Origin of the sequence: Caballeronia grimmiae, from assembly GCF_000698555.1 — a bacterium.
Classification (GTDB): domain Bacteria; phylum Pseudomonadota; class Gammaproteobacteria; order Burkholderiales; family Burkholderiaceae; genus Caballeronia; species Caballeronia grimmiae.
On sequence record NZ_JFHE01000022.1, the window covers coordinates 48425 to 60666 of the forward strand.

Genomic DNA, 12242 nt, shown 5'->3' on the forward strand with positions numbered 1-12242 from the left:
GACGGTTCCCGCCCGCACACGTCAATGGGTAACGCTGGAAATGCCCCCTTAAATTGCCTATGCTTCTTCCGGGCGCAGGAGAGGGCAACGCATGCCCCGGCCCACAACAAGAACGATTTGGGAGACTGTCATGGCCGGTTTTTCCCGTACGTCGCTTGCCCCGCTCCTTCCGCTTCTTCCTGTCGCTTTCGGCGCTTTGACGATGCTCGCATCGCCCGCATCGCGCGCCGCCGACGAGATACAGAACGCCAACACCACGCAGGCTTCGCCGATCCCCGCGGCGTTACAAGCGGTCTCGCAGTCGCAACTCGACGCCGCGGCGAACGATCGCGCATCGTGGCTGCATTCGAATGGATCGTACGGTCAGATGCGCTATGCGCCGGCCTCGCAGATCACGGCCGCGAACGTCGCGAAACTCAAGCCGGTGTTCATTTTCCAGACGGCGGTGATGGAATCGATGGAAACCGCGCCGATCGTCACCAACGGCGTGATGTTCCTGACCACGTCCTACAACCACGTCTATGCGATCGATGCCGTCACCGGCAAGGAATACTGGCATTACAAGCACAAGATGGGACCGGTGACGACCTTCTGTTGCGGGCCGAATAATCGTGGCGTAGCGATCTCCGGCGATCGTCTCTTCATGGGCACGCTCGACGCGAAGCTGATCGCGCTGGATGCCAAAACCGGCAACGTCGTCTGGTCGACACAGATTGCCGATCCCGAAGAAGGCTATTCCGAAACGATGGCCCCCGTGGTCGTCGACGGCAAAGTGCTGATCGGCACCAACGGCGGCGAATACGGCATACGCGGCTTCGTCAAGGCATACGACGCGACCTCCGGCCAGTTGCTATGGACGTTCTATACGATTCCCGAAACCGGCAGCGAAGGCGTCTGGGCGGAAAACGACGCGGTCGGCCGCAACATGAAGCGCGACATCGCCGGGGAGAAGCAGGCGCTCGCACAGAAGGGCGGCGACTTCTACAAGACGCTCGGCGGCGGCGTATGGATGGCGCCGTCGGTCGATCGCGCAACGCGCACCGTGTACTTCGTCGTCGGCAATCCATCGCCCGATCTGTATGGCGCGATTCGTCCCGGCGACAATCTGTACACCGATTCGCTCGTCGCCATCGATCTCGACAGCGGCAAGTACAAGTGGCACTACCAGTACATCGCGCACGACGTCTGGGACCTCGATGCCGTCAGTCCGCCGATTCTGATCGACGTGAAAGACGAGAACGGCCGGACTATTCCCGGCATCATCCACGGCGGCAAGACCGGCTACGTCTATGTGCACGACCGGCGCGACGGACATCTGATCCGCGTGTCGGAAGCGATGATCCCGCAGGAAGGCGTGTGGACCCTGCCGACTCCGACCGGCGCGCGCATGCTGCCCGGCGCGAACGGCGGCGTCGAATGGTCGCCGATGGCCTTCAGCCCGAAAACGCGCATGGCGTACGCGGCGAATCTGCATCAGCCGATGACCTATCAGGTCGAGGAAGCCGCGTATCCGGGCGGCAAGATATGGCTCGGCGGCGCGTTCAAGGTGATTCCGTCGGAGCAGCAATGGGGCCGGCTGGTTGCGGTGAATGTCGATACCGGCAAAGTCGCCTGGGGCTACAAGACGGATCAGCCATTGATCGGCGGCGTGCTCGCGACGGCGGGCGGACTCGTGTTCAATGGCGAAGGCAACGGCCTCTTTCGCGCGTTCGACGCCGCCAGCGGCCGCAAGCTGTGGGAGTTCCAGTGCGGCGCGGGCGTCAACGCGCCGGCGGTCTCGTACATGGTCAACGGCAAGCAGTACATTGCGGTGGCCGCGGGCGGCAACACGCAACTCGACTACAAGCGCGGCAATAGCGTGCTCGTGTTTGCGCTGCCGTGATGCGGAGCCTGCGCGTGATGTGGGCGTGCTGCGCGGCGCTGTGGCTGCCGTCGGTCGCGTTTGCGGATGCGCAAGCCGGGGCGACGAAGGCCGCCGTCTGCTCGGCGTGTCACGGGCTCACGGGCAATTCGACGACCGGCGAATATCCGTCGCTTGCGGGACAGACCGCGCGCTATCTGTATCTTCAGTTGCGCGACTTCAAGGCGGGCCGCCGCAGCGATCCACGCATGTCGCCGATGGCCGCGAATCTCTCGCCCGATGACATGCACGATCTCGCCGATTACTTCGCCTCGCAGAAACTCGTCGCGACCGACTTCAAGGCCGACGCGGTGAAAGTCGACGCCGGCCGCAAGAAATCGGAGGAACTGCTCTGCACGATGTGCCATCTCGGCGGCTTCACGGGGCAGAACGAGATGCCGCGCGTGGCGGGGCAGCAGTACACGTACATCGTCAAGCAGTTGCAGGATTTCCGCGCGAAGAACCGCACCAACGACGCTGGCAACATGACGAGCGTGACGAAGACGCTGACCGACGCGGACATCGAAAATCTGGCGAACTACATCGCCAATTTGCAGTAGCGGTCCGTCGATGAAACGCGTTTCGCTCATCGCCCTTCTTGCGCTCGTCATGGCGACGACGCTCACGCCCGCTTTCGCCGACGACGATGCCTACGTGCGCAACGAGCGCCTGCTCGCGGCCGCCCGCAGCGGCGATCAGAACGCGGTCGCGCAGTTGCTCGACGAAGGCGCGTCGATCGACTCGCGCAACCGCATCGGCGATACGCCGCTCATCAGCGCATGCAAGAAAGGCCTTACGCCGATGGCGCGCATGCTGATCGAGCGCGGCGCCAACGTGAATCAGGCCGACGTGCAGGGCATTACGCCCCTGATGGCCGCTGCGTTCGACGGCAACGATGAAATCGCCGCACTGCTGCTCGCGCGTCACGCCGATGTCGCCGCGACGGACCGCATCGGCAAGACCGCGATGGAATACGCGGCGGGGCGCGGCCATACAGCGATCGTGCAACGTCTGCTCGATGCGGGCGTCGATGTGAACGCCGTCTATCGCAACCATCTGACGGCGCTGATGTGGGCGGCGGGCTACGACCAGGCGCAGACCGCATCCATGCTCCTCGCTCGCGGCGCGAACCCCGCGTTGCGCGACGACCGCGGCATGACGGCGCGCGATATAGCGCAGCAGACGCATTCGGAGCACGTCGCTACGCTGCTGCCGAATCCCTGACCGCCTTCGCCGTTCACTCGTAGCGATACACGCCTTGCCGCGTCTTGCGCCCGAGCCGCCCGGCCGCGACGTACTCCCGCAGCATCGGGCACGCGCGATACTTCGAGTCCGCGAAGTCCCGATACAGCACGTCCATCACCGAAAGGCACACGTCCAGGCCGATCAGATCCGCCAGCGCGAGCGGGCCAATCGGATGATTCGCGCCGAGCTTCATGCCCGCGTCGATCTCTTCGGCCGTCGCGATGCCCTCGTAGAGCACGAAGAACGCTTCGTTGATCATCGGCACGAGAATGCGGTTGACCACGAAACCCGGCGAATTGCGCACGCCGATCGGCGACTTATCGAGCGTCTCGGTCAGCGCGCGCACGGTCGCCGCGGTTTCGTCGCTGGTGCGCACGCCGCGGATCACTTCGACGAGCGGCAGGAGCGGCACCGGATTGAAGAAGTGCATGCCGATGAAGCGCCCCGGCTCGGCGAGCGTCGCGCCGAGCGCGGTGATCGAGATGGACGAAGTATTCGTCGCGATGATCGCATCGGGCCGCGCGGCGGCTTCGATCTGCTTCAGGATGCGCTGCTTCAGCTCGGTATTCTCGGTCGCGGCTTCGATGACGATATCGGCTTCGGCAAGACGCGCGTAATCGGTCGATGTCTCGATGCGCGCGATGGCAGCGTCGCGCAGGGCGGCATCGAGCTTGTCCTTCGAGACGAGCCGCGCGAGGCTGTTCGTCAGCGTGGCGATGCCTTTTTCGAGCGCGGCGTCGGTGACATCGATCATCACGACCTTCAGCCCCGCGACGGCTGCGACCTGCGCAATGCCGTTGCCCATCGTTCCCGCCCCGACGATACCGACAGTCTGAATGCTCATTGACCTGCTCCTGTTCGTTGATTGAATGCGACGCCTGATTTTACGCAGCAAGCAACGCCTGCCGTGTTGCGGGCGGCATTGGGCGAACCGCGCGCTACCCGAACGCCGTCAGGTCGCGCGGCGTCAGGCCATGCGCGCGGCAGTAGTCCGCGTATCGGTTCCAGCCGCTGCGCCAGTCTTCAGTGGCGAGCGCGCGGCCGTTTTCATCGGTGAAAACGAGTTCGCCCTGAATGATGTTGAGCGTGACGATATCGCCCGGCCCGTCGAGCGGCGCGACGGCTTCAGGCGTATGCGCCGAGCCGGCCGTCTCGTACACGATGCTTCCTTTCTCCGCGATCCACTCGTGCTCGCGATACTTCCATCGCCCCTCGACCGTATAAACGATGACCGTGCCCGTGTGCCGATGACGCGGCATCTGGCCTTTCGCAGGCGCCTTCAGCAGCGCGATGGTTTCGCCGCGAATCGGATCGAGCTTGAAGTATTTGACGAGCACCCGCTCGCTATAAGGCGTGAAGGGTATCCAGGGCAGGTCCGCGTCGTTGATGCACGCGGTCTGAATCTGTTCGAACAACATGGCGGCTCCTTATGTCTGACCGCTCATTTTATGCAGCCGCGCGGGACGCGAACATCGGCCATTCGGACGACCCCTTCCATTCCAGCCGATTGGCGCGCTATCTGCTATCGTCCACGCCATGCCGAACATCATCGCTATATCAAACCTTTACAAGACCTACGCGTCGGGCTTTTCCGCGCTTAAGGACGTTAATCTGGAGATTCGCCGCGGCGAAATTTTCGCGCTGCTCGGCCCGAACGGGGCAGGCAAGACGACCCTGATCTCCACCGTCTGCGGCATCGTGCGCGCGAGCCAGGGCACGATCACCGTCGCGGGTCACGATATCGTCACCGACTATCGCCCCGCCCGCGCGATGATCGGCCTCGTGCCGCAGGAATTGACGACCGACGCCTTCGAAACCGTCTGGGCGACCGTCTCGTTCAGTCGTGGCCTGTTCGGGCGCGCGCCGGACCCGGCGCATATCGAAAAAGTGCTGAAGTCGCTGTCGCTGTGGAGCAAGAAGGACAACAGGATCATGACGCTTTCGGGCGGCATGAAGCGGCGCGTGCTGATCGCGAAGGCGCTCGCGCACGAGCCGGAGATTCTCTTTCTCGACGAGCCCACGGCCGGCGTCGATGTCGAGTTGCGCCGCGACATGTGGAATCTCGTGCGCGAACTGAAGGCGAACGGCGTGACCATCATCCTCACGACGCATTACATCGAGGAAGCCGAGGAGATGGCGGACCGCATCGGCGTCATCAATCGCGGCGAGATCGTGCTGGTCGAAGAGAAGGCCGAACTGATGCGCAAGCTCGGGCAGAAGAAGCTGACGCTGCAACTCGAACAGCCGCTCGCGGCGATTCCCGCCGCGCTCGTGCCTTACGCGCTCACGCTGTCCGCGAATGGCGCGGAACTCACCTATACGTACGACGCACACGACGAGCCGGGCCGCATCATCGCGCTGCTGCGCCATGTCGATGAAGCCGGCGTGCGTTTCAAAGACCTGCAAACGACGCAAAGCTCGCTGGAAGACATCTTCGTGAGCCTCGTCAGGGAAGCCAAATGAATCTACACGCAGTACGCGCAATTTACCGCTTCGAGATGGCGCGCGCCGGCCGCACGCTGATGCAGAGCATCGTCTCGCCCGTCATTTCCACTTCGCTTTACTTCGTCGTCTTCGGAGCGGCCATCGGCTCGCGCATTCCGGAAGTGGACGGCATCGGCTATGGCGCGTTCATCGTGCCGGGCCTCGTGATGCTCTCGCTGCTCACGCAAAGCATCGCCAATGCGTCTTTCGGCATCTACTTTCCAAGATTCACCGGCACGATCTACGAACTGCTGTCCGCGCCGGTGTCGTATCTCGAACTCGTCGTGAGCTATGTCGGGGCGGCGGCGACCAAGTCGATCATTCTCGGCCTCATCATCCTCGCGACCGCGCGGCTGTTCGTGCCGCTGCGCATCGACCATCCGGCGTGGATGATCCTGTTCCTGCTGCTGACATCAGTGACGTTCAGCCTGCTTGGGTTCATCATCGGGATATGGGCGGACGGATTCGAGAAACTGCAGATCATTCCGCTGCTGATCGTCACGCCGCTCACGTTTCTCGGCGGCAGCTTCTACTCGATCAACATCCTGCCGCCGTTCTGGAAGACGGTCGCGCTGTTCAATCCGGTCGTCTACCTGATCAGCGGCTTTCGCTGGAGCTTCTACGGCCTCGCCGATGTGGACGTCGGCATAAGCCTTGCGATGACGCTTGTATTCCTCGCGGTTTTTATCGCGATCGTCGCGTGGATCTTCAAGACGGGGTATCGGCTGAAGGCGTGATGCAATGGCTAGCGCCGGCGCGGCGGGAAAACAGGAGGCGTTCATCCGATGAAAGTCATGAGACGCACGAAGCGCAGTTTTCTCGGCGCGATGGCCGCCACGTTCGCGAGCGGAGTCGCTCCGTGGCATGTCCGTGCGGCGGCGGTGCGCACGGGTCCGGATACGTCGTACGAGATCGGACACACTCAGGCGCAGTGGCGCAGAAGGCTGTCGAGCGAGCAGTATCGCGTGCTCCGGCGTGGCGCGACCGAGCCGCCGTTCGCCAGTCCGCTTCTGCATGAACGGCGCGATGGCCGCTTCGCGTGCGCGGGATGCGGCCTGCCGCTTTTTTCGTCCGAAGCGAAGTTCGACAGCCGCACCGGCTGGCCGAGTTTCTGGAAGCCGCTCGATGGCGCCGTCGCCACGGATGCGAGCGAGTCGGCCGTCACCCACGCGAACGAAGTGCACTGCCGGCGCTGCGGCGGTCATCTGGGCCATGTCTTCGACGACGGCCCGAAGCCAACCGGCTTGCGATACTGCATCAATGGCGCGGCGCTGCTGTTTCAGCAGACCTGATCAAGTCAATAGGGCTGACCGGAAGCAGCTAATTTTTCAGAGTTTTCTAGTGGTCGCTGCGGCCCTGATTCTTTAACTTGTGGGTGCTTCGTCGACGGGATTCCCGCTTGTCGATGAAGGGCGTTCGTTCATTCCCGTGGTCGAACGTCGCGCTTTTACCCCAAGCGCAGGACGCGCGTCATGCGGCGCGCGTCCACTTCCTCCTGCAGCAGTCATCTGCTCATCATCCGCTCATCATCCTCTGACGTCCTGCACCGCTGGCGTAACCAGCCGCACGCGCGTGATTTCCGAAGGCGCACCGAGCCGTTTCGGCGGTCCCCAATAGCCCGTTCCTCGGCTCGTGTACACCCAGAGCCCCTTGAATTTCACGAGTCCCGCGACGAACGGCTGCTGCAGGCGCACGAAGAAATTCCACGGCAGGAACTGGCCGCCGTGCGTATGCCCCGACAGCTGCAACGTGAAGCCCGCTTCGGCGGCGGCGGTCGCGCTGCGCGGCTGATGCGCGAGCAGGACACGCACGGTGGCGTCGGCGGGTGCGCCGCTGATAGCCTTGGCCGGATCGCTTTGATGCGCCGGATCGAAGCTGCCCGCGCCGTAATCGGTGACGCCTGCAATCACGGCCCGCGCGCCATCGTGGTCCAGCACCACGTGCTGGTTCAGCAGCACGTTGAGCCCGAGCCGCCGAAACTCGGCGATCCACTTGTCCGCGCCCGAGTAGTACTCGTGATTGCCGGTGACGAGAAACGCGCCGTGGCGCGCGCTCAGTTGCCCGAGCGGGCGCGTGTGGTCGGCGAGATTCGGCACGGCGCCGTCGACGACATCGCCTGTTACGGCGATCACGTCGGGCGCAAGTCCGTTCACCGCCGCGACGATGCGCTCCACGTAATGCCGCTTGATCGTCGGGCCGACGTGAATGTCGCTGATCTGCACGATGGTGAAGCCATCGAGCGCGGCGGGCAGGCCGTCGATCGGCACGTCGACGCTGACGACCGGCGCGCGCCGCCGCGCGTTGTAGAAGCCGATCGCGGACGAGAGCACCGCGAGAAGCGGCACCGCCAGCGCGCTATAGGCGACAAGCGCGGGCGAGCCGATCGGCGCACCGCGCAGCCAGTCGACGAGATGCACGGCGAAAAGCAACAGGTCGCGGGCGAAAGTCAGCAAAAGCAGCGACGAGAAGAACCCCAGTGCGGTCAGGCCGAACCACGCGAGGCGGTCCGCCAGCGACTGCGGTTCGATGTTGCGCGCCATCATTCCGAGCGGAATCAGCACGAGCGACGCGACGAGCAGCGCCGCCGCCAGCACCTTGAGCGGCATGCCGACGGGCGCGGCGGGAATGAGCCGCACACCCACGTAGAGATGAAACAAGACGCCGATACCGATGAAACGGAGAAAGAATGCGGAACGTCGCATAGCGCCCCTGTGGAGGTCGAAGAGACGGCGGCAACGCGCTTGGCCGCACCGTTCCGCCAGCAGCTGATTCTACCGTTTCACCTGATTTCACGCCGTAGTCGATATGAATGACATCGCGATGAACGATCTTTCACAATCGATTAGACATTTCTCTAGCCCGCGCCCGATGCATAGCGCGATTCGATGTTCACCGCCGCGACAACGTGATATTGAATGCTTGGCACTGCACATGTCGAAAGGAGCCGGTGACCATGAACAAGAAGAGGAGCATGAAACGGCGCGCAGTTTCGATGCTCGTTTCGACGTCCATCGCTGCATTCGGCGTGACGGCCATCGCGCAGAGCAACGACGATCTCAACAAATTGTCGCAGCAGGTCATTGCCGCCGCGCCGCCGATTCACGTTCAGGCGACCATCACCGGTATCGATCCGTCGACCCGGATGGTGACGCTGCACGGCCCGCATCGCGATGCCACCGTGCTCGTCGACAAGCAGGTGACGAACTTCGACCAGCTTCGCGTCGGCGACAAGGTGGACGTGCTGTACAAGAACGCGCTGCTCGTGACCGCCGATAAAGTCGCGGGCAGCGACAAGGGCGTGCGCGAACGCGTCGACACGCAGACGTACAGGCCGGCGTCGGAGGCAGGCGGCGTGAGCGGTTTCGAGTCGTCGCGCCGGGTCGAGGTGCTCGCGACGGTCGAGAAGATCGACAAGAAGCAGCGCACGGTCACGTTGCGCGGACCGTGGCGCACTGAAACGCTGGACTATCCGCCCGACTTCGATGCGAAGCATTTGAAGAAGGGCGATACCGTCCACGCGGTGTTCGTCTCGGCGGCGGCCGTGAGAGTCACGCCCGCGGACGCTGCCAATGCCGCTAAATGACGCTACATGACGGTCACACCGCGATGCACAGATACTTGATGACGAGGTAATCGTCGATGCCGTAGTGCGATCCTTCGCGGCCCAGTCCCGACTGCTTGACGCCGCCGAACGGCGCGACTTCGTTCGAGATCAGCCCGGTGTTGATGCCGACCATGCCGTACTCGAGCGCCTCCGCCACGCGCCACACGCGGCCGATGTCGCGGCTGTAGAAGTAGGCGGCGAGCCCGAATTCGGTGTCGTTGGCGAGTCGGACGACTTCTTCATCGGTCGAGAAGCGGAACAGCGGCGCGAGCGGCCCGAAGGTCTCTTCCTTCGCGATCAGCATGTCCGGCGTGACGCCGGTCAGCACGGTCGGCTCGAAGAAGCCGTGGCCGAGCGCATGACGCTTGCCGCCCGCCGCCACCGATGCGCCTTTGGCCAACGCATCGTCGATATGCGATTCGACTTTCCTGACCGCCGCCTCGTTGATCAGCGGACCGAGCGCAACGCCGCTTTCCGTGCCGCGCCCGACCTTCAGCCCGGCGACGGCGTCGGACATCTTGCGTGCGAACGCATCGTAGACGCGCTCGTGGACGTAGAAGCGATTCGTGCATACGCACGTCTGCCCGCTGTTGCGATACTTCGACGCAATCGCGCCTTGCACGGCGGCGTCGAGATCGGCGTCCTCGAACACGATGAAGGGCGCGTTGCCGCCCAGTTCCAGCGTCACTTTCTTGACCGTCGGCGCGCTTTGCGCCATCAGGAGACGCCCGATTGCCGTCGATCCGGTGAACGACAGCTTGCGCACGATCGGGTTGCTCGTCATCTCGCCGCCGATCGCTTTCGGGTCGCCGGTGACGATGCTCAGCACGCCCTTCGGCACACCCGCGCGCTCGGCGAGCACTGCGAGCGCGAGCGCGGTGAACGGTGTGGCCTCGGCCGGTTTCACGACGATCGGACAGCCTGCCGCGAGCGCCGGGCCGACCTTGCGCGTGATCATCGCGGCCGGGAAATTCCACGGCGTGATGGCCGCGCAAACGCCGATCGGCTCTTTGGTCACGACGATGCGCTTGTCGGCGGCGGGTGTCGCGAGCGTATCGCCCGCCACGCGCTTGCCTTCTTCCGCGAACCATTCGATGAACGATGCCGCGTAACCGATCTCGCCTTTCGCTTCGGCGAGCGGCTTGCCTTGCTCCGTCGTGAGGATCAGCGCGAGATCGTCGGCGTGTTCCATCATCAGGTCGTACCAGCGGCGCATGATGGCCGCGCGTTCCTTGGCCGTCTTCGCGCGCCACGCCGGCCACGCGGCGTTGGCGGCTTCGATCGCGCGGCGCGTTTCGGCCGCGCCCATCCGGGGCACCTGGCCGAGCGATTCGCCGTTCGACGGATCGCGCACTTCCAACGTGGCGCGGTCGTCGGCGTGCCGCCATTCGCCGTCGATATAGGCTTCGTGACGCAGCAGCGCCGCGTCCTTGAGTTGATCGTGGAGGCTCATGTCGTGTCCTTCGTTCAGGCTGCCGCGCCGATCTTGTCGCGCAGCGCGTCTTCGAGAATGCCCAGCGCTTCGTCGAAGACTTCCTGCTGGATCGTCAGCGGGAACAGGAAGCGCACGACATTGCCGTACACGCCGCACACGAGCAGCAACAGGCCGCGTTCGAGCGCGCGCGTCTGGACGCGCTTCGCGTAGTCGGCGTCGGCTTCGCGCGTGCCGGGCTTGCAGAATTCGACGGCGATCATCGCGCCGGGGCCGCGCACATCGGCGATATGCGGCACGTCGCGTTTCAGCGTGTCGAGCTTCGCTTTCAGCCGGTCGCCAAGCGCGACGGCGCGTTCACACAACGCTTCCTCGTCGATGATGTCGAGCACCGCGTGCGCCGCCGCCACCGCCAGCGGATTGCCCGCATACGTGCCGCCGAGACCGCCGGGCGCGGCGGCGTCCATCACGTCCGCGCGACCGACGACGCCCGACAGCGGCATGCCGCCCGCGAGGCTCTTCGCGATCGTCATCAGATCGGGTTGGACGTCGTAATGCTCCATCGCGAACAGCTTGCCGGTGCGCGCGAAGCCGGTCTGCACTTCGTCGGCGATCAGCAGGATGCCGTGTTCATCGCAGATATCGCGCAGACCGCGCACGAACTCCGGCGGCGCGGGATTGAAACCGCCTTCGCCCTGCACCGGCTCGAAGATGATCGCCGCGACGCGCTTCGCTTCCACGTCCGCCTTGAACAGATGGCCGATGGCGCGCAGCGAGTCGTCGACGGACAAGCCATGCAGCGGGTTCGGGAACGGCGCGTGATAGACATCCGACGGGAACGGCCCGAAGCCGATCTTGTACGGCGCGACCTTGCCGGTCAGCGCCATGCCCATCAGCGTGCGTCCGTGAAAGCCGCCCGTGAACGCGATGACGGCGGGCCGCCCGGTCGCCGCGCGCGCGATCTTCACGGCGTTTTCGACGGCTTCCGCGCCTGTCGTGAAGAACGCGGTTTTCTTCGGATGGCGGCCCGGCGCCCGCGCGCTGATCTTTTCGGCGAGCGACACGTAGGATTCGTACGGCACGATCTGATAGGCGGTGTGCGTGAAGCAATCGAGCTGCGCGCGGATCGCCTCGACGATCTTCGGATGCCGATGCCCCGTATTGCACACGGCGATGCCCGCCGCGAAATCGATGAAGCGCCGGCCTTCGACGTCCCACAGTTCCGCGTTCTCGGCGCGTGCCGCGTAGAAATCGCACATGACGCCCACGCCGCGCGGTGTCGCGGCGTTTTTGCGGGCTTGCAGATCGGCGTTCTTGAGAGGGGCATTCACGGCGAAATCTCCTTTAACCGCATCGGCGCGGCGCTCGTTTTGAGGTTCATCGCGACGGCAGCCGCGATATAACGCCGACTATAGTCAGATTTGGCTCTGCCGCTCAGAGCCATTTCAGAAAAGGCGGGGGAGCCATTTGCGGCGTTTTTGCGTCGGCAACGTGTGAAAAAAGCACAGAACGGTTGCTGGAACTGGCAAGCGGCGCGCGAGTGGAGGATCATGTGCGCCTTTCACGCCGCGCCGCGC

The 12242-nt window shown here is 64.1% G+C and carries 12 protein-coding genes; 7 read left to right on the plus strand and 5 right to left on the minus strand.

What is annotated here, in order from left to right:
- Positions 1–130 precede the first annotated feature (130 nt).
- The 3 genes from BG57_RS20280 to BG57_RS20290 are packed head-to-tail and all read left to right on the plus strand — an operon-like array spanning position 131 to position 3124.
- Entirely contained in the window at positions 131–1882 is a 1752-nt protein-coding gene (locus BG57_RS20280; RefSeq protein ID WP_035967534.1) for a pyrroloquinoline quinone-dependent dehydrogenase, read from the plus strand.
- On the plus strand, positions 1882–2460 hold the full coding sequence (locus tag BG57_RS20285) for a c-type cytochrome (RefSeq protein WP_035967535.1): 579 nt from the start codon (positions 1882–1884) through the stop codon (positions 2458–2460). The genes BG57_RS20280 and BG57_RS20285 overlap by 1 nt, the downstream gene beginning before the upstream one ends.
- A 10-nt stretch (positions 2461–2470) precedes the next feature.
- The gene (locus BG57_RS20290; RefSeq protein ID WP_035967537.1) at positions 2471–3124 is read left to right on the plus strand and encodes an ankyrin repeat domain-containing protein; all 654 of its coding nucleotides are present in this window, start codon (positions 2471–2473) and stop codon (positions 3122–3124) included.
- Positions 3125–3137: 13 nt separating this feature from the next.
- On the opposite strand, the gene BG57_RS20295 is transcribed toward BG57_RS20290, so the two are convergent.
- Positions 3138–3989 carry a 3-hydroxybutyryl-CoA dehydrogenase gene (locus BG57_RS20295; protein ID WP_035967538.1) on the minus strand — a complete coding sequence of 284 codons (852 nt, stop codon included), beginning with the start codon at positions 3987–3989 and terminating at the stop codon, positions 3138–3140.
- Positions 3990–4083: 94 nt separating this feature from the next.
- Positions 4084–4563: a 2,4'-dihydroxyacetophenone dioxygenase family protein gene (locus BG57_RS20300; RefSeq protein WP_035967539.1), complete on the minus strand. Its 480-nt coding sequence runs from the start codon at positions 4561–4563 to the stop codon at positions 4084–4086.
- A gap of 118 nt (positions 4564–4681) precedes the next feature.
- On the opposite strand from BG57_RS20300, the gene BG57_RS20305 reads away from it, so the two are divergent.
- Genes BG57_RS20305 through msrB form a run of 3 tightly spaced genes read left to right on the plus strand, consistent with a single transcriptional unit; the run spans position 4682 to position 6921 of the window.
- A complete protein-coding gene (locus tag BG57_RS20305) occupies positions 4682–5608 on the plus strand; it encodes an ABC transporter ATP-binding protein (protein WP_035967543.1) in 927 nt (308 codons plus the stop codon).
- Positions 5605–6366: an ABC transporter permease gene (locus tag BG57_RS20310; protein ID WP_035967545.1), complete on the plus strand. Its 762-nt coding sequence runs from the start codon at positions 5605–5607 to the stop codon at positions 6364–6366. The genes BG57_RS20305 and BG57_RS20310 overlap by 4 nt, the downstream gene beginning before the upstream one ends.
- Before the next feature lie 48 nt (positions 6367–6414).
- Positions 6415–6921 carry a peptide-methionine (R)-S-oxide reductase MsrB gene (gene msrB / locus BG57_RS20315; protein ID WP_081850952.1) on the plus strand — a complete coding sequence of 169 codons (507 nt, stop codon included), beginning with the start codon at positions 6415–6417 and terminating at the stop codon, positions 6919–6921.
- A gap of 234 nt (positions 6922–7155) precedes the next feature.
- On the opposite strand, the gene BG57_RS20320 is transcribed toward msrB, so the two are convergent.
- The gene (locus BG57_RS20320; RefSeq protein ID WP_035967547.1) at positions 7156–8331 is read right to left on the minus strand and encodes a metallophosphoesterase; all 1176 of its coding nucleotides are present in this window, start codon (positions 8329–8331) and stop codon (positions 7156–7158) included.
- Positions 8332–8582: 251 nt separating this feature from the next.
- On the opposite strand from BG57_RS20320, the gene BG57_RS20325 reads away from it, so the two are divergent.
- Positions 8583–9212: a hypothetical protein gene (locus BG57_RS20325; protein ID WP_229754090.1), complete on the plus strand. Its 630-nt coding sequence runs from the start codon at positions 8583–8585 to the stop codon at positions 9210–9212.
- Between the two features lie 13 nt (positions 9213–9225).
- Here the strand turns inward: BG57_RS20325 and BG57_RS20330 are convergent, their stop codons facing one another.
- Together BG57_RS20330 and gabT are read right to left on the minus strand one after the other, a co-directional pair.
- Positions 9226–10686, minus strand: coding sequence for an NAD-dependent succinate-semialdehyde dehydrogenase (locus BG57_RS20330; protein WP_035967549.1), 1461 nt, complete (start codon positions 10684–10686; stop codon positions 9226–9228).
- 14 nt (positions 10687–10700) lie between these two features.
- Positions 10701–11996: a 4-aminobutyrate--2-oxoglutarate transaminase gene (gabT, locus tag BG57_RS20335; protein ID WP_035967551.1), complete on the minus strand. Its 1296-nt coding sequence runs from the start codon at positions 11994–11996 to the stop codon at positions 10701–10703.
- Between the last annotated feature and the right edge of the window lie 246 nt (positions 11997–12242).

Coding starts and splice junctions, on each gene's coding strand:
- BG57_RS20280 (WP_035967534.1), top strand. CDS start 131: ATGGCCGGTTTTTCCCGTACGTCGCTTGCCCCGCTCCTTCCGCTTCTT.
- BG57_RS20285 (WP_035967535.1), top strand. CDS start 1,882: ATGCGGAGCCTGCGCGTGATGTGGGCGTGCTGCGCGGCGCTGTGGCTG.
- BG57_RS20290 (WP_035967537.1), top strand. CDS start 2,471: ATGAAACGCGTTTCGCTCATCGCCCTTCTTGCGCTCGTCATGGCGACG.
- BG57_RS20295 (WP_035967538.1), bottom strand. CDS start 3,989: ATGAGCATTCAGACTGTCGGTATCGTCGGGGCGGGAACGATGGGCAAC.
- BG57_RS20300 (WP_035967539.1), bottom strand. CDS start 4,563: ATGTTGTTCGAACAGATTCAGACCGCGTGCATCAACGACGCGGACCTG.
- BG57_RS20305 (WP_035967543.1), top strand. CDS start 4,682: ATGCCGAACATCATCGCTATATCAAACCTTTACAAGACCTACGCGTCG.
- BG57_RS20310 (WP_035967545.1), top strand. CDS start 5,605: ATGAATCTACACGCAGTACGCGCAATTTACCGCTTCGAGATGGCGCGC.
- msrB (WP_081850952.1), top strand. CDS start 6,415: ATGAAAGTCATGAGACGCACGAAGCGCAGTTTTCTCGGCGCGATGGCC.
- BG57_RS20320 (WP_035967547.1), bottom strand. CDS start 8,331: ATGCGACGTTCCGCATTCTTTCTCCGTTTCATCGGTATCGGCGTCTTG.
- BG57_RS20325 (WP_229754090.1), top strand. CDS start 8,583: ATGAACAAGAAGAGGAGCATGAAACGGCGCGCAGTTTCGATGCTCGTT.
- BG57_RS20330 (WP_035967549.1), bottom strand. CDS start 10,686: ATGAGCCTCCACGATCAACTCAAGGACGCGGCGCTGCTGCGTCACGAA.